The organism is Levilactobacillus sp. LN180102 (assembly GCF_050106635.1).
GTDB lineage: Bacteria > Bacillota > Bacilli > Lactobacillales > Lactobacillaceae > Levilactobacillus > Levilactobacillus brevis.
This window is the reverse complement of record NZ_JBNIIX010000016.1, coordinates 35,676-60,916: the sequence shown is the minus strand read 5'-3', so window position 1 is coordinate 60,916 and position 25,241 is coordinate 35,676. Positions and strand designations below refer to the sequence as shown.

Genomic DNA, 25,241 nt, shown 5'->3' with positions numbered 1-25,241 from the left:
TCACTCGCTTTCAATTGGTTTTCGTCGACTTGATTGTAGCACAGGGCAGTATGCCCTTTTTAGTTTGTTTTACAAAAAAGGCGTCGATGGATTTTATCCATCAACACCAAATATCATAGAGCCAAAAAAATCGCCACTCACGAGTCAGTGAATGGCGATTTTTTATTCAAATGACAGTTCAACCAAATACGTTTGGGCATTTTTAATGTAGCTGGTTGTGATCCAGACTTCTTGATAGTCAAGCTTAGAGCTATTAGTACGGGCGAAGAAGTCATTCAGTAGCTCACCATGCTTCGCGAGAAAATCATTGTCCATCCGGTTGACTAGCAGATGACCCACCGGGAAATAAATTTCCGGATTAGCTACAGGAACCGTATCCGGAACGCCAATCGCAATGACATTGCTGTTGCGTTGACGAATAAAACGTACGCGGTCTTGATGCCGATGAATGTAGGTTAAGACGTTATAGATTGAATCCGAGTTACTCGCCACAGTTCTCTTTCTCCCTTCGGTGTCTACATTGTAACAAATATTTGCTGGTTTGCCAGTAAGATAGAACGGTAATCCTTTATTGCAAACGGTCAATAGGCGAGTATAATTATCGCATATGCTTTTTTGATGTTTCATAGAGTAATGCAAAGAAAGAAGGCCAAATTTCTAATGATGCGACTTGCCCGAAAACATTTGGACTGGTGGGCAGTAGTCCTTGCTGTGGGTTTTATGATTATTCAAGTTGCCTGTGACCTATCGTTACCAACGCTAACCTCAAATATCATTGACAAGGGAATTGCGAATAACGATATTGGTTACATCTGGCGAACAGGGGGCAAAATGCTCCTTTTAAGTTTCATCGGTGTGCTGGGAGCGGCAGGGAATGTCTACTTTGCTGCCACGCAATCCCAAAAGATGGGACAACGAATCCGCAGTGTTATTTTTAAGAAAGTGACGTATGCCTCAACGGAAGAATTTGAAACCGTCGGTAATGCGTCCTTAATTACCCGGACGACTAATGACGTGGTTCAGATTCAAAATGTCATGGTTCAAATGTTACGAATGATGTTAATGGCGCCAATCATGCTAGTTGGCGCGGGGGTCTTAGCCTATGTTAAGAGTCCGCGGCTGACAATGGTGTTCCTAGTGGCATTACCAGTTTTAGCCCTGTTTACGGGATTAGTGATGTACTTTGCGGTACCACTCTTTAAGAGTCTGCAAAAGAAGATTGATCGCATCAATTTGGTCTTTCGTGAAGGACTGACGGGTGTGCGGGTCATTCGGGCGTTTAACCAAGATCAGTTCGAGCAGGACCGTTTTGAAGGGGCCAACCAAGATTACACGAAAACTGGGATTAAGGTTTTCATGATTGTGTCATTAATGTTCCCGATTATTACGTTGATTGTGAGCGGAACAAATATTGGGATCGTCTGGTATGGGGGTCAATTGATTGGTAACCAATCTATGGAGGTTGGGAACCTAGTGGCCTTTATGACTTACGCCACACAGTTGTTGATTAGTTTTATGATGGTTTCGATGGTCTTCGTCTTTGTTCCCCGGGCCCAGGCTTCAGCTGCCCGAATCAATGAAGTGATGGACTTGAAGTCTAAGATTAATGATCCAGATCAACCCGTGACAGTTAAGGATCAAGCAGCTAGTTTGGTTTTTGACCATGTCAATTTCCGCTATACAGGCGCCGAAAAGTTGGCGCTAGCAGACGTTAATTTTCAGGCGACGGCTGGACAAACGGTGGCGATTATTGGGGGGACGGGTTCCGGTAAATCAACACTGGTGAACCTGATTCCTCGGTTGTTTGATCCAGAGAGCGGTCAAATTAAGCTAAACGGCACTGCCCTAACAGCAATGAGTCAACAGGCCTTGCATGCGGCGGTGTCAATTACCCAGCAAAAAGCCGTACTGTTTTCAGGGACGATTCGTAGCAATATGGTTTACGGCATGCAAGATGCCAGTGACAGTCAAATATGGCATGCTCTAGATGTTGCTCAGGCGAGTGACTTTGTTAAAGAAGAGGGCGGCTTAGACGCGGTTGTTGAGCAAAATGGGGATAACTTCTCTGGTGGTCAGCGACAACGGCTGGTGATTGCACGAACGATTTTAAAGCGCGCGAGTGTTTATATCTTCGATGATTCTTTCTCAGCACTGGACTTTAAGACGGATGCCTTACTACGACAACAATTGCGCCAAGACGAGCAAGTTCAGGCTGGTGTGACTGTTATCGTGGCGCAACGGGTGTCTACGGTTGCCGATGCCAATCTGATTTTGGTGATTGATGGTGGAAAGATTGTGGGTCAAGGTACGCACGATGAATTAAAGGCCACCAACAAGACCTATCAAGAAATTCTTGATTCGCAAATCCGAAAGGGGGATGCTGTCGATGCGTAATGGACGTGGGTCCGCAACTAAACAGCGGCCACAGAACTTTTGGAAAACGACGGGTCGGTTATTTCGATACATGAAGCGCTGGCTTCCTGGGATTTTCGTCGTGTTAATTTTTGCGATTGTCTCGGTTGTTTTACAGATTAGAACGCCTAAAATTTTGGGCCAGGCTACGACTGAACTCTTTAAAGGTGTGATGAAAGGGCAGGCGCAATTGAAGGCCGGCATTGGGATTCACAGTCTACCAATTGATTTTGGCAAGATTGGTCATATCTTAGTGGTGGTTGGCGTGATGTATGCTGGTGCGGCAATCTTTGGGATTGTGCAACAGCTGATTATGAGCTGGATCTCGCAGCGAGTCGTTTACCGACTACGGCGAGATTTGAAACAAAAGATGCAACGTCTACCGATCAGTTATTATGATACACATAGCAATGGTGACTTAATGTCACGGATGGCGAATGATATGGATAACATTGGGGGGACGTTGCAGCAGACGCTCTCACAAATGGTAACCAGTGTTTTGACGTTCTTCGGTGTACTCTATATGATGCTCACCATTAGTGGCTGGTTAACATTAGTGGCGTTGATTTCGGTACCGTTGAGCTTATTAGTGGTTATGATTGTCGCCCCTAAATCGCAACGTTTCTTTGCCAGTCAACAGAAGAACTTAGGTTTGTTAAATGATACAGTCGAAGAAACTTATGCTGGACATACAGTTGTGAAGACTTTTAATCAAGAGGCCGAGGCTCAAGCAGAATTTGAAGAGCATAACAACAAATACTACCATTCTGCTTGGAAAGCACAGTTTGTTTCTAGCTTAATTTTTCCGTTGATGAACTTCGTTAAAAATTTGGATTATTTAGCTGTAGCAGTTATCGGTGGGATTCAAGTTGCTAACGGGACGGTTAGCTTGGGGAACGTGCAAGCGTTCTTACAGTATACCAACCAGTTCTCACAACCGATTACGCAAATGGCTAACTTGACCAATACGATCCAAGCCACCATTGCATCGGCTGAGCGGATCTTTGCGGTGTTAGATGAGACGGATATGTCGCCGGAAGCTACGGGAACCCTACCAGAAGCCACTGCGGCCAATGGCAACGTGATTGAGTTCAACGACGTAGCTTTCCAGTACGTTCCAGCTAATCCGCTGATTGCAGACTTTAACTTGAAAGTTAAACCGGGCGAGATGGTGGCCATTGTCGGGCCAACTGGTGCCGGAAAGACGACGATTATTAATTTGCTGGAGCGCTTCTATGATGTTCGTTCTGGGGAAATTAAATATCGGGGTCAAAATACGCAGTCGGTTAGTCGACCGGAATTACGGCGTCACTTTGCCATGGTCTTACAAGATACATGGCTCTTCACGGGGAGTATCTTTGACAATATTAAGTATGGCCGAGAAGATGCAACGGATGATGAGGTTTATGCGGCAGCCAAGGCCGCCCATGCCGATACGTTCATTCGTCAATTACCAGAAGGTTATGAGACGGTCTTGAATGAAGCAGCAACCAATATTTCACAAGGACAACGACAGTTATTAACCATTGCACGGGCATTTGTGGCCGATCCAGATGTTTTAATTTTGGATGAGGCGACTAGTTCAGTTGATACGCGGACGGAAATGCTGATTCAGCACGCGATGCAACGCTTATTAGCGGGTCGGACAAGCTTTGTCGTCGCACACCGCTTATCAACCATTCAAAATGCTGAAAATATTGTGGTCATGAACCATGGGCACATCGTTGAGACGGGGAATCATGATAGCTTGTTAGCTGCAAATGGGTTCTACGCTGATTTGTACAACAGTCAATTCTCTGGAAACAACTTAGCATAAAATAAAAAGATTAGCCTTGATCGCGGATGACGTGATGGCTAATCTTTTTTAATCTCGCGAGTTGCATGGGGGCAAGAAAGATGGGTACAATGGGTGACAAGTAGAAAGGGGTGAGGGCGTGACTTATCCACAAACAAAACTGGCGTTGCACCGGCTAGTAACGGACGGCGTGGTTCCGGGCGTCAGCTATAGCTTTATTGATGGTGATCGTGTAGAAACGGGGGTCATCGGTCAGGCAGCATTGGTGCCCCAAACGGAGCCATTACGTCCCGGAATGTTATACGATGTAGCGTCCTTAACCAAAGTGGTGGGAACCTTGAGTGTCGTCTTACAGTTGTTAGCACAAGGACGGCTACATTTGACAGATTCGGTGTCTGATTGGTTACCCCAATGGCAAGATTCACGCGTCACCATTCAGCATCTATTAACCCATACCTCCGGGATCACTGGGTATATTCCCCATCGCGATCAGTTAGCTGCCCCAGAATTAACGGCGGCTTTATTGAAGTTACACGTTGGTCCCACATTCAATCGGCAGATGGTTTACGCCGATGTGAACTATATTTTTTTAGGCTGGATTGTCGAGCAGATTCTCCAACAACCCATTCAAACGGTTGCCCAGCAACGAGTTTTGACGCCTTTGGGCATGCAGCACAGCACGTTTACACCAACCAATGCTGAACAGTGTGTTCCCACAGCAGTAACAGCTGAGCGGGGCGTGATTCGTGGGATGGTTCATGATCCCAAAGGGTTGGTGTTACAACGCCGGTGTGGGTCAGCGGGGCTGTTTAGTACCGTTGCCGATTTGACCCGATTTTGTCAGGCCTACTTACGACCAGAAGCGGCCGCAACGGTCTTGCCGCCACAGTGGGTTCACCACTTACTGAGCGATTGGACACCGACCCACCAGGCTGGTCGCTCATTGGGCTGGGCATTAACCACAGCGCAGTGGCCAACTGCTCACCGGGTCATTTGGCATTCAGGCTTTACGGGAACGTATCTGGTCATTGACCCACTGATGCAACAAGCCATGGTTTTCTTAACGAATCGTGTGCATCCGATAGCACCTAACGAGCCTTATTTGGATCAACGGAATGCGGTGATTAGCACTTATTTAGCTGAGAAAAGTCGACAATAAACTGATAAAAAACGATGTCTCCACGAGTAGGGTGGACACATCGTTTTTTATATCTTTAGAAAGTTGCCGGGATCGGAAGTGCGGCTTGGGTTGTGAAATCAGCCTCTGGGTATTTTCGGCGAAGCGCTGCTAACAACAGGTGTTTGGCAATCTCACCGTTGCGTGTCAAGATGGGGCCATGGAAGTAAGAACAATAGACGTTCTTGTAAATAGCGCCTTCGGTACCGTCTTCACCGTTATTGCCCTTACCCGTGATCACGTTTCCTAATGGTCGTTCACCCTTGCCCAAGAAAGTCCGGCCTTGATGATTCTCAAAGCCATGGTAAACTTCACCAGTTTCGGCATTCTTAATTTCAATATCACCGATAAATCGGTTATTATCCTGATCGAGGGTGTAATGATCTAAGGCACCAATTCCGGGGAGCTTTTCACCATTAGCACCAATGTAGTAGTGACCCAATAATTGGAAACCACCGCAAATGGCTAGTACTGGCCCGTCATCTTCGATAAACTTAATCAATTCAGCTTTTTTAGTTTGGATGTCTTGGGCCACGATGGTTTGTTCAAAGTCCTGGCCGCCACCAAACAAGACCATGTCGTAATCTGCTGCCTTGAAGTCTTCTTCTAAGCTGACAACTTTAGCATCTAAGGTGACGTCCATTTGTTTGGCATAGTAATTAAGCGCCAAAATATTGCCTGCATCACCGTACGTATTCATCAGATCACCATAGAGGTGAGCAATGGTTAAATGAGTACTCATGCGCCAAATCCCTCCTTAATGTAGCCTTTGGTGGCTAAAATCTTACGCAACTGTAACATGGCGGTATAAGTTGCAAGAACATAGACCCGTTCCGTTGGTAAGTCCGTGATACGGTCGACGACTTTTTCCAAATCGGGTTCCACAATGTGCTGGTCGTCGGGGACGCCGGCCACCTTTAAGCGGAAGGTAATATCTTTATAACGCTCACCACCGGTAATGAACGTGGGAATGTCAAGCGCCGTTAACTGTTCGAAATCGCCGTCCCAAATCCAACTGGTATCAATACCATCCGCGTAGTTTGCATTCAACAGGGCGACAAATGAGAATTGTTCTTTATCGGTGCCAATCATGTGTAAGACCTGATCGAGGCCCACTGGATTCTTCACTAAAATAATGGTGACTCGTTTGTCGCCCACATTGATGACTTCCTGCCGACCGAAGACCCGTTCATTTGCTGTAAAGGCGTGAGCAATTTGTTCCGGAGCCACGCCCATAAAGCGGCCAACAGCGTATGCTGCCAGTGCATTGTAGATGTTATAGGTACCACCAACCTGAATGGTGAATGGATGACCATCAACATCAAAGTGAGATGAAGTGGGGGTCTGTTCGCCCAGTGCGGTTAACCGATAAGTAAGCTCTGGACGAGCAAAGCCACAGTTGGGACAGAAGTACTTTCCTTGATTACTGTAGGTCAAGGAGTGGTAATGTAAAATATGCTGACAGACGGGGCATAAAACGCCATCTGTATTGGGCTTGGCTTTCATGTCAGTGTCAGGTTCATTATCAAACCCGTAGTATTGAATTGGGTTCGGGAGTTCCTTGGAGTTGAAAATGGGGGAATCACCATTGGCAATAATCGTTGCTTTAGGGGCCAAAGCCACTCCGTCCAAAATTTTTTGGTAGGTTGTGTAGATTTCACCGTAACGATCCATTTGATCACGGAAAATATTGGTGAAGACAAAGGCTTTAGGTTCAATGTAATGTGTGACTTTGATTACGTTGGCTTCATCGACTTCCAAGACAGCCAACGGACGACCCGTCTTGGGATTCTTGGCATTCAAAAAGGTGGTAACGATCCCTTGTTCCATGTTGGACCCAGTGGGGTTCGTTAAGATGGCTGGATACTTTTCGTGAAGGACCGAAACGGTCAGAGCCGTTGTTAGCGTCTTACCGTTAGTCCCGGTAATAACGATGACATCGTATTTGGCACCTAGTGTGCGTAAAATATTCGGATCAAGCTTTAACGTAATTTTTCCGGGAAGAGAACTTCCTCCGTGAAGAAAGGTATGGAGAAACCAGTAAGAGGATTTTCCCGCGAAGGTGGCAACGCCGCTTCTAAATGACATGAACTTTTCGCTCCTTAATTGCGACAATTTTTTTAATGTCGGGTTCCTTAATATTCAAGCCTTAATTTTAGCATTTTTTCGGCCATTAGGGGAGTCTAGCGCTTGAACTTTGCCAAATCGCTAAGAAAGTTTGCTGGTTGGACGGTCGAATTTTCCGGGGCAATCAGCTATAATAGATAGAAACTGTCAAAAAGGTGGGAGTAACGTGGCGCAGCTATTTTTTCGGTATGGTGCAATGAATAGCGGGAAGACCATTGAAATCTTAAAGGTCGCCCATAACTATGAGGAACAACATAAGCGAGTGATCATCATGACCAGTGGACTAGATACCCGTGATGAGGTCGGTTACATCGCCAGTCGAATTGGACTAAAACGGCAAGCACATCCTATTTTTCAAGACACGGATCTCTTTGAAGAAATTCAACGCATTGATGCCCAAGCAAACTGCGTATTAATCGATGAAGCGCAGTTCTTGACCAAAGCACATGTGTTCCAGTTGGCTAAGGTAGTTGATGAACTGAAGATTCCGGTCATGACGTTTGGCTTAAAGAACGATTTTCGCAACGAATTATTCGAAGGTTCCAAATACCTGTTGCTATACGCAGATAAAATAGAAGAAATGAAGACGATTTGCTGGTTCTGCACCAAAAAAGCGATTATGAATTTGCGCTTTCACAATGACCAACCCGTGTACGAAGGCGAACAAGTGCAAATTGGTGGTAATGAAGCCTATTACCCCGTTTGTCGTCGCCACTATTTCAACCCACCATTAGATCAGATTGGGAAATAACGAAACGAGGTTAAGAGAAAAATGGATGAAATGTTTGATAAGCTGCAGGCGGTCGCAGATCGGTATGACGAGCTCAATGAGTTAATCAGTGATCCAGAAGTGATTGCAGATACGCAGCGTTTTATGGCTCTTTCTAAAGAAGAAGGAGAACTACGAGAAACGGTCGATAAGTACCATCAATATCAAGATGTCACCCAACAGATTGCGGACGATGACGAGATGCTCCACGACAAGCTAGACGCCGATATGGAGTCAATGATCAAAGACGAATTGAAGGAGCTAACTGCGCAAAAAGCTGCTTTGGAAGAAGACATCAAAGTTTTACTGTTGCCTAAGGATCCTAACGATGATAAGAACATCATCATGGAAATTCATGGGGCTGCTGGTGGCGACGAAGCCAGCTTATTTGCGGCAGACCTCTTTAGCATGTATTCCAAGTATGCAGAACGTCAGGGCTGGCAAATTGAAGTGGTTGACGAAAATGCGACTGAAGTGGGTGGCTTTAAGGAAATTGTTATGATGATTACTGGGAATAAAGTTTATTCCAAGCTGAAGTACGAAAATGGCGCGCACCGGGTTCAACGGGTTCCCGTAACGGAATCAGCGGGTCGGGTGCATACCAGTACGGCAACGGTCGGGGTTATGCCTGAAGAAGAAGACGTGGATATTGATATTGATCCTAAAGATATTCGGACGGATGTTTACCGGTCTTCCGGTGCTGGTGGACAACATATTAACAAGACGTCATCAGCCGTACGGATGACCCACTTGCCGACTGGGATCGTTGTGGCCATGCAAGACGAACGGTCACAACAGCAAAACCGGGCGAAGGCCATGCAAATTTTACGGGCCCGGGTCTACGATTACTACAAGCAACAAGAAGAGAGTGCTTATAACGCTGAACGGAAGTCGGCAGTGGGGACAGGGGATCGTTCTGAACGAATCCGGACGTATAACTACCCACAAAACCGGGTAACTGATCATCGAATTGGACTGACACTAAATAAGCTGGATCGGATCATGAATGGTGAATTAGATGATATTATTGATGCCTTGATTGTGTCTGACCAGGCCGCTAAGTTGGAAGACTTAAAGAATAATGGCTAAGCAAACGGTGTTAGCGATCTTGCAAGCGGCTAAGCAGCAGTTGCAGATGGCCGGACAAGACCCTGAACTGGCCCAGTATCTGATGCTGGAAGGTAATCAGTGGCGATTTACGGAGTTAGTGCAGCATTACCGTGAAGCACTATCGCCAACTCAGACTCAAGCGTTTCAAGCGCAACTTGCTCGCGTTTGTGCGGGGGAGCCAGCCCAGTACGTGTTGGGATACGCGCCCTTTTATGGTCGTGAGTTTCAAGTAACCCCGGCCACTTTGATTCCCCGACCAGAAACGGAAGAGTTGGTAGAATGGGTGCTACAGGTGGTTCGGCAGCCCGCCGCTAAGGTCATTGATGTGGGCACTGGCAGCGGCGCGATTGCCGTGACCTTGAAAAAAGAACGCCCCATGTGGCTGGTGACGGCGACTGATATTTCGGATGCCGCCATCGCAGTTGCGCAAAAGAATGCGCAACGCCTCACCGCACAACTGATGTGGGCGACAGGGGATCTATTGGCGCCAGTTACGGGTCAGCGCTTTGACGTCATTGTGTCTAATCCACCATACATTGATCGTACTGAAATGCCGGAGATGGATACCAGTGTGAAACGTTATGAGCCGGAGCAGGCGTTGTATGCTGCTGATCATGGACTAGCGTTTTATCAGCGCTTTGCGCAAGTGCTGACGACGTATTTAGTACCAACCGGCGACTTTTTTGCCGAAATTGGGTACCATCAGGGCGCGGCAGTGAAACAGATTTTTAAACAGGCGTTACCAGATGCACAGGTGACCGTTAAATCAGATATTAATGGGCATGATCGCATGATCCATGTCCACTTAGCATCAAAGGGATAGGAGAGTTGAGAGATAAGATGGAAACCAAAATATTTAACACTGATCAAATTGCTGAGGCGGCGGCTGCCATTCAGGCAGGTCAGTTAGTGGCCTTTCCAACGGAGACCGTCTATGGCTTGGGGGCCGATGCAACCAATGAAGCGGCCGTTAAACAGGTCTACTTAGCCAAAGGCCGGCCAAGCGACAATCCGTTGATTGTACATGTTACTGGCGAAGAAACGGTAAAGGCATTTGCCCAACCGTTATCAGATAAGGCTGAAGCGCTGATCAAAGCATTTTGGCCAGGTCCGTTAACCTTGATTTTTGCGCTACAGCCAGGGAAGCTGTCTTCAGCGGTAACGGGCGGACTCAATACGGCTGCTTTCCGTAATCCGGATAACGCGGCCACTTTGGCACTGATTAAGGCAGCGGGAGTACCATTAGTTGGACCGTCAGCGAACACTTCGGGCAAGCCTAGCCCAACGTTGGCTAAGCACGTATACCATGACTTGAATGGCAAAATTGCCGGTATTTTGGACGATGGTCCGACCAAGGTCGGTGTTGAATCGACGGTATTGGACATGTCGACGGATATTCCCACGATCTTACGGCCAGGTGGTGTGACGGAGGAACAGTTGGCTGCCGTGATTGGAACCGTTCAATCCAGTCACCATAAAGTGGGCAAAACTGAAGTTCCTAAGGCACCTGGCATGAAGTACAAACATTATGCCCCCAATGCGCAGGTCACCATCGTGGATCATGAAGCGGATTGGACGGCGGCGCTACAATGGGCTAGCGAACAGTCAGGGACGATTGGTGTGATGGCCGTCGACCGGATTTTACAGGCCCACAACCTACCAGATAACGTCGAGGCTTTCTCACTTGGTCATGATTTAACCAGTGCGAGTCACCGGTTATTTGCTGGGCTACGGCATTTTGATTTGGAATCACCCGTGACGGGGATCTTGGCCCAAGGGTTCACGGCTGAGGGCTTAGGCGCGGCCTACATGAACCGGTTGAATAAGTCGGCCGGACAACAGCATTTCACAAATTAAAGATTTGTAAGCACGGCGGTCCCACTTGACTGGAAAGTTTGGTAAAATAATACCAACTACAGTCTAGGAGGGATCGCCGTTTGAATTTTAAAGAAAAAGATCCAGCGTTATGGGGCGCTATTGCTGATGAAGAACAACGTCAAGAGGAAACCATTGAGTTGATTGCCTCAGAAAATATTGTTAGTCACGCTGTGCGAACAGCTCAAGGCTCCGTGTTGACCAATAAGTACGCCGAAGGGTATCCCGGGAAGCGCTACTACGGCGGCACGCAGTATATTGACGTGGTGGAACAACTAGCCATTGATCGAGCAAAAAAATTATTTGGGGCGGAATATGCCAATGTTCAACCTCACTCTGGATCACAAGCCAATCAGGCTGTCTATGCGGCCTTCCTCAAACCTGGAGACACGATTTTAGGGATGGGGTTGGATGCCGGTGGACATTTGACCCACGGGGCCAAGGTGAACTTCTCGGGCAAGTTGTACAACAGCTATAGCTATGCCTTGAATCCGGAAACTGAGTTGCTGGATTATGATATGATTCGGGATCTTGCACGAAAAGTGAAGCCACAGTTGATTGTGGCAGGGGCTTCGGCCTATTCACGGACGATTGATTGGCAAGCTTTCCGATCCATTGCCGATGAAGTCGGGGCTTATTTAATGGTGGATATGGCCCATATTGCTGGTTTAGTGGCGACTGGTCTTCATCCAAGTCCAGTAGGAATCGCTGACGTCGTAACCACGACAACACATAAGACATTACGGGGACCACGTGGCGGTCTGATTCTCTCTCAGGCGGAGAATGCGAAAAAGATCAATTCGGCTGTTTTCCCGGGAACTCAGGGGGGACCTTTAGAACATGTGATTGCAGGAAAGGCAGCGGCATTCTTTGAAGATAGCCAACCGGCTTTTAAGGAATACGCGCAACAAATTATCACCAATGCCCAAGCCATGGCTGATGAATTTAGCCAGTTACCAACAGTTCGGGTCGTTTCCGGTGGCACAGATAATCACTTAATGACGTTAGATTTATCCCAGACGGCATTAAACGGCAAACAAGCACAAGAATTATTAGATAGTGTCTTGATTACCACGAATAAAGAAGCGATTCCTAATGAAACACTCAGTCCATTTAAAACATCGGGTATTCGCTTAGGAACGCCAGCGATTACGACTCGTGGGTTCAACGCAGATGAATCACGTGAAGTGGCTCGGCTGATTGTTAAAACGCTCTTAAATCCCGAGGATGAAGCGGTCTTAACCGGTGTTCGGCAACGGGTTAAGGAACTGACCAGTGCCCATCCTTTGTCGCAACTGGATTAATTTGTGAAAAAAACGTTTTCATTTTAAATTAATCAGTTTGATAGCGATAATACATGGTACAATTGTAAGAAATCATAAAGGAGCGTTTATTCATGGGGAAGTTTCAAGTACTTGACCACCCGTTGATTCAACACAAACTGACGATTATTCGGAACAAAGACTGCGGGACCCGCAGTTTCCGTGAAGTTGTCAATGAAATCTCGACGTTAATGGCTTACGAGGTCTCACGCGACATGCCATTGCAAGATAAAACGATCGAGACGCCAGTGGCTAAGATGACCGCTAAAGAACTTGCTGGTAAGAAAGTGGCTATTGTCCCAATTTTACGAGCAGGAATTGGTATGGTTGATGGGATTCTCGAATTAATTCCAGCGGCCAAGGTTGGTCATATTGGGATGTACCGGGATGAAGAAACGCTTCAACCACATGAATACTTCGTTAAATTGCCATCTGATATTGGTCAACGGCAGGTCTTCGTGGTCGACCCAATGCTAGCAACGGGTGGATCAGCGATTATGGCGATTGATGCTCTGAAGAAGCGCGGTGCCAGCAACATTAAGTTTGTGTGTTTGGTATCCGCACCAGAAGGGGTTAAAGCCCTCCGTGAAAAACATCCAGATATTGACATCTATACAGCCGCTTTAGATGACCATCTTAATGAAGATGGCTATATTGTGCCAGGTCTCGGGGATGCCGGGGACCGCTTATTTGGAACGAAATAAACGTCAAAGAGATTCGACCAATTTAGGGTCGAATCTCTTCTTTGTTTTGCTGAAATAAATTTCGCTTGACAATGTTCACAAAATATGAGGCAATTTGCACACGCAATTACAATTTGAAAACGTTCTCGTTGTTGATATGGCGATACTTCCCTTTAAGTCGATTAGAATGTTTAGACCCTGAAAAATTGTTTTGTTTTTTGTGTGAATTGGTGGTATCATTTCCAGTGTATTTGAATGGAGCACTCGCTTCGTTTGCTATTCCGCTTTTCTTAATGGAAATACCTGATTTATTGAGGAAATTACCTTGGGGATTGCGTCCATATAGTGTTGAAAAGAGGTGATATTCGGTGAATGATGGTCCAGTTTCGACCTTCCAATTTCTGGGACTGACTTTTAGTACTGCGAACGTTGTTTCCGGCTTGGTGGTTTTCTTGCTGGTCGTTGCGGTTATTTTTTTCACTTCCAGAAACTTGGCCATGAAGCCAACCAAAGGGCAAAACTTTTTGGAATGGCTGATTGATTTTACCAACGGAATTTTGAAGGGTTCCATTCCTGCTAAGGAAGTTGGCGGGTTTGGTTTGTATGGATTCACGTTGTTCTTGTTCCTGTTCTTGTCTAACCAATTAGGGTTATTTATCCAATTGGCTACCAGCGGCGGTGCCACAATCGTCCGAAGTCCAACGTCTGATCCAATCGTGACGTTGACTTTCTCATTGATGACATTGATGCTGGCCCAGTTTGCTGGGGTCCGCAAGTTAGGGTACAAGACCCACTTTGCGAATTACATGAAACCATTCGTGTTCTGGCTACCAATTAGTATTTTTGAAGAGTTCACGAACTTCTTGACGTTGGGCCTTCGTATCTTCGGGGTTATCTTCTCTGGTGAAATGCTATTGAAGTTGATCTGGGAGCTGGCAATTTCACACGGCATCGCAACGATGGTGGTCGCTGTACCAATCGAAATGATTTGGCAAGGATTCTCTGCTTTCTTAGGGGCAATCCAAGCGTTCGTTTTCGTGACGTTGTCATCTGTTTACATTTCTCAAAAGCTTGAAGTTGAGGAATAAAGGAATTATTTAATTTTAAGGAGGAAACACAGATTATGGGAGCTATTGCAGCTGGTATCGCTATGGCCGGAGCCGCTATTGGTGGTGGTGTAGGTGATGGTATCGTTATTTCCAAAATGCTAGAAGGTATGGCCCGTCAGCCTGAACTATCAGGTCAATTACGGACGAACATGTTTATCGGGGTTGGGCTTGTTGAAGCCATGCCTATCATCGCCTTCGTTGTGGCTTTGATGGTTATGAACAAGTAGTTTAACTGACGATAATGTTTCTATCTGATAGTAAAAGGAGGTGTCAATAGATGCTCTCACATTTAGTGGTTGGTCAAGGCCTGTACTATGGTGATTCGATCTTTTACGCCGTGTGCTTCTTACTATTAATGTGGATTATTAAAGTCTTGGCTTGGAAGCCAGTGACTAAGATGATGCAGGACCGAGCTGACAAAATCAGTAATGATATTGACTCAGCTGAAAAGTCCCGCAATGATGCTGCTGAATTAGTTCAAAAGCGTCAAGCTGCATTAGCAAGCTCACGGTCAGAAGCCCAAACGATCGTTAACGATGCCAAGGCCAATGGCCAACAGCAACGGGAACAAATCGTGACCCAAGCCCAAGCAGACGTCCAAACGTTGAAGCAAAATGCCCAAAAGGACATCGAACAAGAACGGCAAGACGCTTTGTCAAATGCTCGGAACTATGTGGCGGACTTATCTATTGAGATTGCTTCCAAGATCATTCAACGAGAATTAAAGGCTGACGATCAAAAGGCATTAATTGATTCTTATATCGAAGGGTTGGGGAAGCAACATGAGTCTTAATAGGGCAACGGTAGCTAAGCGCTACTCACAAGCATTATTTGATTTGTTGTCCGAAAAAGACCAACTGGAGTCAGGCTACACAGAGCTACAAGAACTTCGGCGTATCTTCCAGGACAACCCACAGTTGAGCACGATGCTCTCAGACGCTAGCCTGCAGGTTGCTGATCGCGAAGCGTTACTTCAACCATTGTTGAAGCAAGCATCACCGTATATCAAGAATCTGATTCAAATGGTCTATGATTATGGTCGCATGGAAAATATGGTCGATATTATCGACCAATTCCAAGTGCTGTATGATGAACTGCACCACACGGTTTATGCTGAGGTGACCACGGCGGTTGAACTGTCCGCGGAACAAAAGTCTCAAATTGAAGCCGTTTACGCCAAGCGCGTTGGGGCAGAAAAGGTCGTTTTAAGCAGTAAAGTTGATCCTGATGTTATTGGTGGGGTTATTGTTAAAGCTGCGGACACGATTCTTGACGGTAGCTTACGAACTAAAATTAATCGTTTACGGCAGCAACTGCTCGCATAACGAATTCGGTGATAAAGAGGTGAAACTTTCATGAGCATTAAAGCTGAGGAAATCAGTGCTCTAATTAAACAACAATTAGAAAGCTATCAAGATGAAATCTCAGTTGAAGAAACTGGTACGGTTACTTACGTTGGTGATGGTGTCGCTCGGGCCCACGGTCTGAACAATGCCTTACAAGGTGAGTTACTGTTGTTTGACAACGGGGTTTATGGGATGGTCCAAAACCTCGAAGCCAGTGACGTTGGTATTGTTATCTTGGGTGATTTCACTGGAATCACTGAAGGCGATACGGTTAAGCGGACTGGCCGAATCATGGAAGTTCCCGTTGGCGATCAACTGATTGGCCGGGTTGTTAACCCATTGGGTCAAGCAATTGACGGTAAAGGGGACATTTCCACGGATAAGACGCGTCCAATTGAACATAAAGCACCAGGGGTTATGGACCGGCAAGGGGTTAGTGAACCTCTACAAACCGGGATCAAGGCCATTGATGCCTTAGTTCCAATTGGTCGTGGTCAACGTGAATTGATCATTGGTGACCGGAAGACTGGGAAGTCCTCCATTGCCATTGATACGATCATTAACCAAAAAGACCAAGATATGATTTGTATCTACGTTGCAATCGGTCAGAAGGCTTCAACGGTGCGGGCGCAAGTTTCAACGCTGGAAAAATTCGGCGCGATGGACTACACGATCGTGGTTACCGCTAGTCCTTCCGAACCAGCACCTATGCTGTACATCGCACCATATGCCGGTGCAGCGATGGGTGAAGAGTTCATGCACAATGGCAAGCATGTGTTGATTGTCTATGATGATTTAACCAAGCAAGCCGATGCTTATCGTGAACTTTCTTTGATTTTGCGGCGTGCACCAGGTCGTGAAGCTTACCCTGGTGATATTTTCTACACCCACTCTCGTTTATTGGAACGGGCAGCTAAGTTGAACGATGAACTTGGTGGCGGTTCGATGACGGCTTTGCCAGTCATTGAAACCAAGGCCGGTGACGTTTCTGCTTACATTCCAACCAACGTTATTTCCATCACCGATGGTCAAATCTTCCTGAACAGTGATTCCTTCTATTCAGGTGTTCGGCCAGCCATGGATGCCGGGACTTCCGTTTCTCGGGTTGGCGGGGACGCTCAGATCAAGGCCATGAAGAAGGTTGCCGGGACTTTGCGGTTGGACTTGTCCGCCTACAAGGAACTGGAATCATTCGCGCAATTTGGCTCTGATTTGGATGCCGCTACGCAAGCACGGTTAGCACGTGGGGAACGGACTGTGGAAGTCTTGAAGCAAGGCTTGCATGAATCTGTTCCAGTTGCTAAGGAAGTTATTATCTTGTTTGCTTTGACTCATGGTCATTTGGACAAGTTGGAAGTTGCTGACGTTTTACGTTATCAAAACGAATTGTTTGATTACATGGACGCTAGTCACAAGGACCTTGAAGATTCGATTACGACAACTGGAAACTTGCCAGAAGGCAACACACTGGAAGACGCAATCAAGGAATTCGATGGGATGTTCCAACCAACTGCCAAAGCAGATGATACGGCAGCCCAGACGGCTGATTAAGATTACTTGAAGGAAGGATGGTGAGAAATAATGGCTGAATCAATTCATGACGTTCAACGTCGAATTAATTCCACGAAAGCAACCCGGCAGATTACGTCGGCAATGCACATGGTTTCGACGGCGAAGTTAAATAAGATTCAGAAACAAGCAGTCGGCTACCAAGACTATGTTTCTAAAGTTAAGGCTGTCGTCATGCATCTTTCGCAGTCTCATCTGTTGGATAATTCCTCAAGTAGCCTACAGTCGAACCGTCCGGTAAAGAAAACCGCTTATTTGGTAATCACCTCCGATCGTGGTATGGTGGGAAGCTATAATAGCAGCGTTTTACGGGATACAAATGCGTTCATTAAAGAACGCACACCTAATCCAGACGACTACATGGTGTTAGCCGTTGGGGGAACTGGTGCGGATTTTTACAAGCACCGGGGTGTTAATGTGGCTTATGAATATCGTGGGGTCAGTGACGTTCCAGAATTTAATGAAGTTCGGGAAATTGTTAAGACCGTTACCACCATGTTCAACAACGAAGTTTTCGATGAACTCTTCGTCTGCTACAACCACTTTGTTAACCGGATTTCATCCCGTTTTCGGGCTGAAAAAATGTTGCCAGTTGATAAGGAAACAATGTCAACTGATGCGGCTAAGGACACCCAAGCAGCGCCATTGACTGCTGAATACGACACGGAACCTTCTGAAGAAGAAGTGTTACAAGTCGTTCTGCCACAGTACGCAGAAAGCTTGGTTTATGGTGCGATCTTGGACGCAAAGACTGCCGAACATGCATCAAGTACCAATGCGATGCAGTCCGCCACGGATAATGCTGATGATTTGATTGCAACGTTGCAACTGCACTATAACCGTGCACGACAAGCAGCGATTACGACTGAAATCACCGAAATTACTGGTGGTCAGGAAGCCTTAAATAATTAATGACGGGAGGAATTAACGAATAATGAGTGCTGGTAAAATTGTTCAAGTTATCGGACCTGTTGTTGACGTTGAATTCCCGTTGAACGATGAATTACCTGACATCAATACTGCCCTTAACATCAAAAAAGATGATGGTAGTGTCCTTGTAACCGAAGTTGCCTTGGAATTAGGTGACGGGGTTATGCGGACCATTGCCATGGACGGTACCGATGGTCTTCGCCGAGGATTGGAAGTCGAAAACACTGGTGCTTCGATTTCTGTTCCAGTCGGTGACGATACCCTTGGTCGGGTGTTCAACGTGCTCGGGGATCCAATTGACGGCGGTGCCGAATTTGGACCAGACGCTGAACGGATGCCAATTCACCGTGATGCACCAAAGTATGACGAATTAAACCCTACAACTGAAATCCTAGAAACTGGGATTAAGGTGATTGACTTACTCGAACCTTACGTTCGTGGTGGGAAGATTGGGTTGTTCGGTGGTGCCGGTGTTGGTAAGACCGTTTTAATTCAAGAATTAATCCATAACATTGCCCAAGGCCATAACGGGATTTCCGTCTTCACCGGTGTTGGTGAACGGACCCGTGAAGGTAACGACATGTACTGGGAAATGAAAGGCTCTGGGGTTCTAAAGCAGACGGCCATGGTTTATGGTCAAATGAACGAACCTCCTGGTGCCCGGATGCGAGTTGCCTTGACTGGTTTGACCATTGCGGAATACTTCCGTGATGTGAAGGGCCAAGATGTGTTGCTCTTTATCGATAACATTTTCCGGTTTACGCAAGCCGGTTCTGAAGTTTCTGCCCTCTTGGGTCGGATTCCTTCAGCCGTTGGTTACCAACCAACGTTGGCTACTGAAATGGGTCAGTTACAGGAACGGATTACGTCAACGAAGAAGGGGTCAATTACGTCAATTCAGGCCGTTTATGTGCCTGCTGATGACTATACCGACCCTGCTCCTGCGACGACGTTCGCCCATTTGGATGCAACGACCAACTTGGAACGTGCGTTGACACAACAAGGGATCTACCCAGCCGTGGACCCATTGGCATCAACGTCAACGGCCTTGGCCCCTGAAATCATCGGTCAAGAACACTATGACGTGGCTACCGAAGTGCAACGCGTGTTGCAACGGTATCATGAATTGCAAGATATCATCTCAATCCTTGGGATGGATGAATTATCTGATGAAGAACAAACGATTGTTCAACGGGCGCGGCGGATTCAATTCTTCTTGTCACAACCATTCTCTGTGGCTTCACAGTTTACGGGTATGGACGGGAAGTACGTTAAGCTTGAAGATACAATCCGGAGTTTTAAGGGTATCTTAGATGGTAAGTACGATGACTTACCAGAAGATGCTTTCCGGAACTGCGGTGCTATTGAAGACGCTGTAGAAAAGGCTAAGCAAATGAATGACGCCGTTGCCAACAACTAGGGAGGGATTCTAATTGGCTGATAATCAATCAGTGTTATCTGTTAGTATCGTTACTCCTGATGGTCAAGTCTACAATGAACAAGGCGATCTGTTAATTGTGACCACTAAAAGTGGGCAATTAGGGATTATGCCTAATCACGTTCCCGTGATTGCTTCACTCGAAGTGGAAGAAGCACGGATTAAGCGTGGGGAAAATGAAGATGAAATTGCCGTTAATGGTGGTTTCTTGGAATTTTCTGGCAATGTAGCGACCATTGTTGCGGATAGTGCAGAACGTCAAGACGATATTGACGTTAACCGTGCTGAGAATGCACGGGAACGGGCTGAAGCAACGATTAAGAAGGCACAAGAGGCACATGATGCCGATACGCTTGCCCGGGCTGAAGTGGCCTTACGGCGTGCGGTTAACCGGATTAACGTTGCCAAGCATTAAAAACGTTCTTTGTTTTTAACCAGCAATTAACGAAAGGATCTCCCACAATGGGAGGTCCTTTTTACTTATAATGACAAAGTGATTGGATAGTTAAATTGATTGAATATAATAATTGTAATATTACAAACGCCGTTTTTACCGCATTCTCAAGGACAAGGGAAAAGAATTATGCTATAGTTAGTGAGAATGTTTAGGAAGGATTGAGAAAATGAGACTCGTTGGACTACAGGGGATTCTAACCATCATTAGTCATTTGTTCTTTATTGCCCTCGCATTTTGGGCGATTTCAGCGTTACATATTGAACGACTGATGACCTTTTATCCACGACAATCACGAGTGTTGATTGTGATGTTAGCGGTTGCTGTTGGGTTTGGCTGTAGCTCATTCTTTTTGGACTTCATTAATAACGTTCGTAACCTGGGCTACCTGTTACGGTAGACTCATAAAATTTTTGGAGGTATCCCATGGAAAAAATTATCGTTCATGGTGGGAACCGCTTATCTGGTGTGGTTCATATCGAAGGGGCCAAAAATGCCGTGTTGCCAATTTTAGCAGCAAGTATTTTGGCTCAGGATGGGATCACCCATTTAGCAAATGTTCCGGTTTTGTCTGATGTCTATACGATGAATAAGGTCTTACGCTTCTTGAATTTAAAGGTTGACTTTGATGAAGCCAAACGAGAAGTGACGATTGACGCAACGAAGCAGGTCTCAAGTGAAGCTCCCTTTGAGTACGTCTCAAAGATGCGGGCCTCAATCGTTGTGATGGGACCGTTGTTAGCGCGCTTGGGTCATGCTCGTGTGGCCTTGCCCGGTGGTTGTGCCATTGGAACACGACCAATTGACTTGCATTTGAAGGGTCTAGAGGCGCTGGGAGCGCGGATTGAACAGCATGATGGCTATATCGAAGCCTTTGCTGATCGTTTGCAAGGTGCACATATTTATCTTGATTTTCCAAGTGTTGGGGCTACGCAAAACATCCTGATGGCTGCTTGTTTGGCCAAGGGCACAACGGTGATTGATAACGTTGCTCGCGAACCAGAAATTGTTGATTTGGCTAACATCTTAAATAAGATGGGGGCTAACGTACGTGGTGCTGGCACCGAAACCATTCGGGTTGATGGTGTTGATCAGATGCATGGTGCGGAACATAGTGTGGTTCAAGATCGTATTGAAGCGGGAACCTTCATGGTTGGCGCTGCGTTGACGCACGGTAACGTCTTGATTCAGGATGGCATTGTGGAACACAACAAGCCACTGATTTCTAAGCTCCAAGAGATGGGCGTTCAAGTGACGGAAGAAGCTGCTGGTATCCGGGTTATTGGACCAGATCGCTTACAACCAACGGATGTGAAGACGCTGCCATATCCGGGCTTTCCAACCGATATGCAACCGCAGATGACCATCTTACAATTAGCCGCTGAAGGAACCAGTACGATGACCGAAACGGTGTTTGAAAACCGGTTCATGCATCTTGAGGAACTTCGACGGATGAATGCCCAGTATCAAGTAAATGGTCGGACGGTTGTGATGCACGGACCAACTGATTTTAATGGTGCTGAAGTTGCCGCAACTGATTTACGGGCTGCTGCTGCATTGGTTTTAGCGGGGCTGGTTGCTGACGGTTACACGCAAGTGACGAATTTAAAATACTTAGATCGAGGCTACTATGACTTCCATAAGAAGTTGGCCGCGTTAGGAGCAGAAGTGAAACGGGTATCTGCACCTGACAACGATGCCGTCGTTTTAAAGAATTCGCACATCAATAATTAGCAAAGCTGAGGTGGCATGTACTGGCCACCTTTTTATTTGGTCTAGCGACGAGCTATTTAGAGTTGTGGCAGTTTATGGTATAATGAAATGTTGAAAATTGGCATTAAAACTCAGGAGGACACATAAGTATGGCGAAAGACATTGGCATTGACCTAGGAACGGCGAACGTATTAATCTACGTGGTCGGTAAGGGAATCGTATTAAATGAACCATCAGTCGTCGCAATTGACACGAAGACTGATAAGGTATTAGCGGTGGGCTCTGAAGCGTACCGGATGGTTGGTCGGACTCCCGGCAATATTCGGGCAATTCGTCCCTTAAAGGACGGCGTTATCTCCGATTTCGATATCACTGAAGCCATGCTCTCCTATTTCATCACGAAATTAAGCGTAAAGGGCTTCTTATCTAAGCCTAATATTATGATCTGTGCACCAACGAACATTACTGAAATCGAACGAAAGGCCATCGTTCAGGCTGCTGAAAAGTCTGGCGGGGCCAAGGTTTATCTGGAAGCAGAACCTAAGGTTGCCGCTTTAGGTGCTGGGATGGATATCTTCAAGCCTAGTGGTAACATGGTTATCGATATGGGTGGTGGAACCAGTGATATTGCTATCTTATCGTTAGGTGATATCGTGGCCAGTCGGTCGATTCGTGTGGCTGGTGACCGGATGAACACAGAAATTGTTAATTACTTGAAGCACAAACATAACTTAATTATTGGGGAACGAACTGCTGAAACGGTTAAGATTAAGATCGGGACGGCTTATCCAGAACCTGGTAACGAAGAAAAGACGATGGAAGTTCGGGGTCGGGATTCTGTTAGCGGTATGCCAACCACGACTACCATTAACGCGGCCGAAGTTGAAGTGGCAATTCATGACTCTGTCGAACAGATTGTGGCAGCAGCAATGGCTGTTTTGGAAACGACGCCGCCAGAATTAGCGGCTGACATTATTGACCGGGGAATCATGCTGACCGGTGGTGGTGCCTTGTTAGATGGCATTGATAAGCTCTTCTCTGAACGGTTGACGGTTCCAGTGATCATTTCTGAAGATCCATTGGATAATGTTGCCAAAGGTGCCGGTGTGTTATTGGAACACATGGATACCAAAAATACCCAAGAAAATAACGCCTAAGCATAAGTAAAAAGGGGGGGCTGGTCGTGCGACACATCCTGATTTGGTTCGTTCGGGGGTATCAGCGGTTTATTTCGCCGTTGTTCCCGCCAACTTGTCGGTATTACCCGACCTGTTCAACTTACATGGTCCAGGCTTTATCAAAGCATGGCGCGTTGAAGGGGAGCTTAATGGGATTGGCGCGTATCTTACGGTGCCAGCCATTCGTTCGCGGTGGGATTGATCCCGTGCCGGATCACTTTACCCTGAAACGAAATACGGCCGCTGAGGCAGCGTATCGGCAAGCGACGCAACTAGATGAAATTGAGCGACACCCCCATAAATAAAGGAGAGTTGGCATGAGTAAACGAGAAAAATCCGTGCAAGTAACTATTGATGAACAAAAACTCCCAGATGGTCAAAAAGCGTCTATTTTAAAAATTGGGTCTGATACAATTGGAACGGTAACGCCAGTTGAGGATCGATTTGAAGCGCAGTTAAATGATGGCGACGTTTACCGGGTGAAATCTGTCGATGAGGGTGTAGAACTCTTATTGCGGGATTACCACCTCCATCGTGGTTAATAAATTTTAGTAAAGTTGGCCGAAGCGAAACGTCGAATTTCACTTCGGCCTTTATAATGAAGACAAATCTTAGTTGAGTTAAGGAGCAATTCATTGTGGCAAAGAATGCAACCGAACAACGAAGCGATGCAGAATCACGAATTGACTGGGGCATTATCTTTTGTGTCTTAATGTTAGCGTTGATTGGTTTGGCTTCGATTTACGTGGCGGCAAAACACGATACAAGTGGAACGAGTATCACGTCGGCCGTCGTTTCGCAGTTGGCGTGGTATGTGATTGGTACCGTGGCGATTATCATTATTATGCAATTTGATTCAGAACAGTTGTGGAAGGTAGCGCCGGTTTTGTATGGGCTTGGTATTTTCCTGTTACTGGCGGTGTTGGTCTTTTATAGCCGAGCGTATTTTGTTAATACCGGGGCGAAGAGCTGGTTTGCAATTGGCTCATTGACTTTTCAGCCATCAGAAGTGATGAAGCCAGCCTTTATTTTGATGCTGGCACGGGTGGTGACGGAACACAATAATGCTAACCCGGTACACACGGTTCGCTCGGACTGGACGTTGATTGGTAAGCTAATTTTGTGGACGATTCCGGTCGCCGTGTTATTGAAATTACAAAATGACTTCGGGACCATGTTGGTGTTCTTTGCCATTGTGGGTGGGGTTATTTTGGTTTCCGGGATCACTTGGAAAATCATTGCGCCAGCGTTTGGGCTTATCGCCGTCGTTGGTGGGTCAGCATTAGCCTTGGTGACGACTTCCGGTGGGCAAAAACTCCTACAGACCGTTGGGTTTAAAGCCTATCAATTTTCCCGGGTAAATACGTGGTTGCATCCATCACAGGATACGACCGATAGTGGTTACCAACTGTGGCAAAGCATGAAAGCAGTTGGGTCCGGTGGAATTTTCGGGACTGGTTTTAATGTGTCGCATGTGTATGTACCAGTTCGAGAATCGGATATGATTTTCTCTGTCATTGGAGAGAACTTTGGCTTTATTGGCGGCTGTGTTTTGATCTTCCTGTATTTCTTGTTGATTTACCAAATGATCCGAGTAACGTTTGATACCAAGAATGTCTTTTATGCGTATATTTCAACTGGGGTTATCATGATGATTTTATTCCACGTTTTTGAAAACATCGGGATGAGTATCGGGCTGTTGCCATTGACCGGGATTCCATTGCCATTTGTCAGTCAAGGGGGATCTGCTTTGATCGGGAACTTGATTGGGATTGGCTTAATCATGTCAATGCGGTATCATTATAAGAGTTACATGTTTAGTCGAAATGAGTCGTTCAAGTAAAGGAGATTTTTACATGAGTGGAATGGTAAAGTATTTCTGGACCGAAGCAGTTGACGATGGTACACGGATTGGCTTAACAACAGAAGGCCAAGACGAATTGGGTTCGATTAAGTTCGCTAAGTTGCCAACCGTAGGCGACACCGTTAAGCAGGGCGAAAACCTGTTGAGTGTAGAAGCCGACAAAGCGGTTTCAGATATTCCTAGTCCAGTTTCTGGACGGGTAACAGCAGTTAATCCGGCCTTAGCGACTGATTTTGACGCTTTGAATGGGCAAGACACTGCGGCAGCATGGTTTGTTGATGTTCAAGAAGATTAATAGTTAAGGCTCGGATTGCGGCTAGTTGTAATCCGGGCTTTTTTAGTGGTCTTGCCGTTATCTAGTGGTTTTGGG

27 protein-coding genes are annotated in these 25,241 nt (G+C 46.3%); 24 read left to right on the top strand and 3 right to left on the bottom strand.

Translation table 11 applies throughout. From position 1 onward, the window contains the following. Positions 1 to 162 precede the first annotated feature (162 nt). Positions 163 to 492 (bottom strand): hypothetical protein, encoded by a 330-nt coding sequence (locus ACP4IT_RS09920; protein WP_011667977.1) that lies wholly within the window; start codon positions 490 to 492, stop codon positions 163 to 165. A 168-nt stretch (positions 493 to 660) separates the two neighbouring features. Between ACP4IT_RS09920 and ACP4IT_RS09915 the strand changes: the two genes are divergently transcribed. From ACP4IT_RS09915 to ACP4IT_RS09905, 3 genes are all read left to right on the top strand, one after another. After that, on the top strand, positions 661 to 2,394 hold the full coding sequence (locus ACP4IT_RS09915) for an ABC transporter ATP-binding protein (RefSeq protein WP_156646836.1): 1,734 nt from the start codon (positions 661 to 663) through the stop codon (positions 2,392 to 2,394). Then, on the top strand, positions 2,387 to 4,228 hold the full coding sequence (locus ACP4IT_RS09910) for an ABC transporter ATP-binding protein (RefSeq protein WP_011667975.1): 1,842 nt from the start codon (positions 2,387 to 2,389) through the stop codon (positions 4,226 to 4,228). Before ACP4IT_RS09915 ends, ACP4IT_RS09910 begins: the two co-directional genes overlap by 8 nt. Positions 4,229 to 4,346: 118 nt before the next feature. Further along, positions 4,347 to 5,366 (top strand): serine hydrolase domain-containing protein, encoded by a 1,020-nt coding sequence (locus ACP4IT_RS09905; RefSeq protein ID WP_011668163.1) that lies wholly within the window; start codon positions 4,347 to 4,349, stop codon positions 5,364 to 5,366. Positions 5,367 to 5,421: 55 nt separating this feature from the next. Here ACP4IT_RS09905 and ACP4IT_RS09900 read toward each other — a convergent pair whose 3' ends face one another. Further along, a complete protein-coding gene (locus tag ACP4IT_RS09900) occupies positions 5,422 to 6,126 on the bottom strand; it encodes a type 1 glutamine amidotransferase (protein WP_011668162.1) in 705 nt (234 codons plus the stop codon). After that, the gene (locus ACP4IT_RS09895) at positions 6,123 to 7,472 is read right to left on the bottom strand and encodes a Mur ligase family protein (RefSeq protein WP_011668161.1); all 1,350 of its coding nucleotides are present in this window, start codon (positions 7,470 to 7,472) and stop codon (positions 6,123 to 6,125) included. Before ACP4IT_RS09895 ends, ACP4IT_RS09900 begins: the two co-directional genes overlap by 4 nt. A 205-nt stretch (positions 7,473 to 7,677) precedes the next feature. On the opposite strand from ACP4IT_RS09895, the gene ACP4IT_RS09890 reads away from it, so the two are divergent. The 21 genes from ACP4IT_RS09890 to ACP4IT_RS09790 all read left to right on the top strand — a co-directional run bounded on the left by ACP4IT_RS09890 (position 7,678) and on the right by ACP4IT_RS09790 (position 25,166). Further along, positions 7,678 to 8,262 (top strand): thymidine kinase, encoded by a 585-nt coding sequence (locus ACP4IT_RS09890; protein ID WP_011668160.1) that lies wholly within the window; start codon positions 7,678 to 7,680, stop codon positions 8,260 to 8,262. Positions 8,263 to 8,283: 21 nt separating this feature from the next. Then, positions 8,284 to 9,369: a peptide chain release factor 1 gene (gene prfA, locus ACP4IT_RS09885; protein WP_011668159.1), complete on the top strand. Its 1,086-nt coding sequence runs from the start codon at positions 8,284 to 8,286 to the stop codon at positions 9,367 to 9,369. Continuing rightward, entirely contained in the window at positions 9,362 to 10,213 is an 852-nt protein-coding gene (prmC, locus tag ACP4IT_RS09880; RefSeq protein WP_011668158.1) for a peptide chain release factor N(5)-glutamine methyltransferase, read from the top strand. Before prfA ends, prmC begins: the two co-directional genes overlap by 8 nt. A gap of 17 nt (positions 10,214 to 10,230) precedes the next feature. Next, a complete protein-coding gene (locus ACP4IT_RS09875; protein WP_011668157.1) occupies positions 10,231 to 11,247 on the top strand; it encodes an L-threonylcarbamoyladenylate synthase in 1,017 nt (338 codons plus the stop codon). Positions 11,248 to 11,327: 80 nt separating this feature from the next. Next, positions 11,328 to 12,569: a serine hydroxymethyltransferase gene (gene glyA, locus ACP4IT_RS09870; RefSeq protein WP_011668156.1), complete on the top strand. Its 1,242-nt coding sequence runs from the start codon at positions 11,328 to 11,330 to the stop codon at positions 12,567 to 12,569. 92 nt (positions 12,570 to 12,661) lie between these two features. Then, positions 12,662 to 13,291, top strand: coding sequence for a uracil phosphoribosyltransferase (gene upp, locus ACP4IT_RS09865; RefSeq protein ID WP_015473510.1), 630 nt, complete (start codon positions 12,662 to 12,664; stop codon positions 13,289 to 13,291). 347 nt (positions 13,292 to 13,638) lie between these two features. Further along, positions 13,639 to 14,358 (top strand): F0F1 ATP synthase subunit A, encoded by a 720-nt coding sequence (gene atpB, locus ACP4IT_RS09860; protein ID WP_011668154.1) that lies wholly within the window; start codon positions 13,639 to 13,641, stop codon positions 14,356 to 14,358. A gap of 35 nt (positions 14,359 to 14,393) precedes the next feature. Further along, a complete protein-coding gene (gene atpE, locus ACP4IT_RS09855) occupies positions 14,394 to 14,606 on the top strand; it encodes a F0F1 ATP synthase subunit C (protein WP_011668153.1) in 213 nt (70 codons plus the stop codon). A gap of 50 nt (positions 14,607 to 14,656) precedes the next feature. After that, positions 14,657 to 15,172, top strand: a complete 516-nt coding sequence (gene atpF, locus ACP4IT_RS09850; protein WP_011668152.1) for a F0F1 ATP synthase subunit B — start codon at positions 14,657 to 14,659, stop codon at positions 15,170 to 15,172. Then, on the top strand, positions 15,162 to 15,704 hold the full coding sequence (gene atpH / locus ACP4IT_RS09845; protein WP_011668151.1) for an ATP synthase F1 subunit delta: 543 nt from the start codon (positions 15,162 to 15,164) through the stop codon (positions 15,702 to 15,704). Before atpF ends, atpH begins: the two co-directional genes overlap by 11 nt. 30 nt (positions 15,705 to 15,734) lie before the next feature. Next, positions 15,735 to 17,276 (top strand): F0F1 ATP synthase subunit alpha, encoded by a 1,542-nt coding sequence (atpA, locus tag ACP4IT_RS09840; RefSeq protein WP_011668150.1) that lies wholly within the window; start codon positions 15,735 to 15,737, stop codon positions 17,274 to 17,276. Positions 17,277 to 17,306: 30 nt separating this feature from the next. After that, on the top strand, positions 17,307 to 18,206 hold the full coding sequence (locus ACP4IT_RS09835) for a F0F1 ATP synthase subunit gamma (RefSeq protein ID WP_011668149.1): 900 nt from the start codon (positions 17,307 to 17,309) through the stop codon (positions 18,204 to 18,206). A gap of 22 nt (positions 18,207 to 18,228) precedes the next feature. Further along, positions 18,229 to 19,644, top strand: a complete 1,416-nt coding sequence (gene atpD / locus ACP4IT_RS09830) for a F0F1 ATP synthase subunit beta (RefSeq protein WP_011668148.1) — start codon at positions 18,229 to 18,231, stop codon at positions 19,642 to 19,644. A 13-nt stretch (positions 19,645 to 19,657) separates the two neighbouring features. Beyond that, positions 19,658 to 20,077, top strand: a complete 420-nt coding sequence (locus tag ACP4IT_RS09825; RefSeq protein WP_011668147.1) for a F0F1 ATP synthase subunit epsilon — start codon at positions 19,658 to 19,660, stop codon at positions 20,075 to 20,077. Positions 20,078 to 20,285: 208 nt separating this feature from the next. Next, on the top strand, positions 20,286 to 20,516 hold the full coding sequence (locus ACP4IT_RS09820) for a DUF1146 family protein (protein WP_011668146.1): 231 nt from the start codon (positions 20,286 to 20,288) through the stop codon (positions 20,514 to 20,516). 26 nt (positions 20,517 to 20,542) lie between these two features. Beyond that, positions 20,543 to 21,850: a UDP-N-acetylglucosamine 1-carboxyvinyltransferase gene (gene murA, locus ACP4IT_RS09815; protein ID WP_011668145.1), complete on the top strand. Its 1,308-nt coding sequence runs from the start codon at positions 20,543 to 20,545 to the stop codon at positions 21,848 to 21,850. 128 nt (positions 21,851 to 21,978) lie between these two features. After that, a complete protein-coding gene (locus ACP4IT_RS09810) occupies positions 21,979 to 22,986 on the top strand; it encodes a rod shape-determining protein (protein WP_011668144.1) in 1,008 nt (335 codons plus the stop codon). A gap of 26 nt (positions 22,987 to 23,012) precedes the next feature. Further along, complete coding sequence (gene yidD, locus ACP4IT_RS09805) at positions 23,013 to 23,312, top strand: membrane protein insertion efficiency factor YidD (RefSeq protein ID WP_426855598.1); 300 nt, start codon at positions 23,013 to 23,015, stop codon at positions 23,310 to 23,312. Between the two features lie 12 nt (positions 23,313 to 23,324). Next, a complete protein-coding gene (locus ACP4IT_RS09800) occupies positions 23,325 to 23,549 on the top strand; it encodes a DUF2969 domain-containing protein (protein WP_011668142.1) in 225 nt (74 codons plus the stop codon). A gap of 95 nt (positions 23,550 to 23,644) precedes the next feature. Next, a complete protein-coding gene (locus tag ACP4IT_RS09795; RefSeq protein ID WP_011668141.1) occupies positions 23,645 to 24,850 on the top strand; it encodes an FtsW/RodA/SpoVE family cell cycle protein in 1,206 nt (401 codons plus the stop codon). A 13-nt stretch (positions 24,851 to 24,863) separates the two neighbouring features. Next, a complete protein-coding gene (locus tag ACP4IT_RS09790) occupies positions 24,864 to 25,166 on the top strand; it encodes a glycine cleavage system protein H (RefSeq protein WP_011668140.1) in 303 nt (100 codons plus the stop codon). Positions 25,167 to 25,241: the final 75 nt, after the last annotated feature.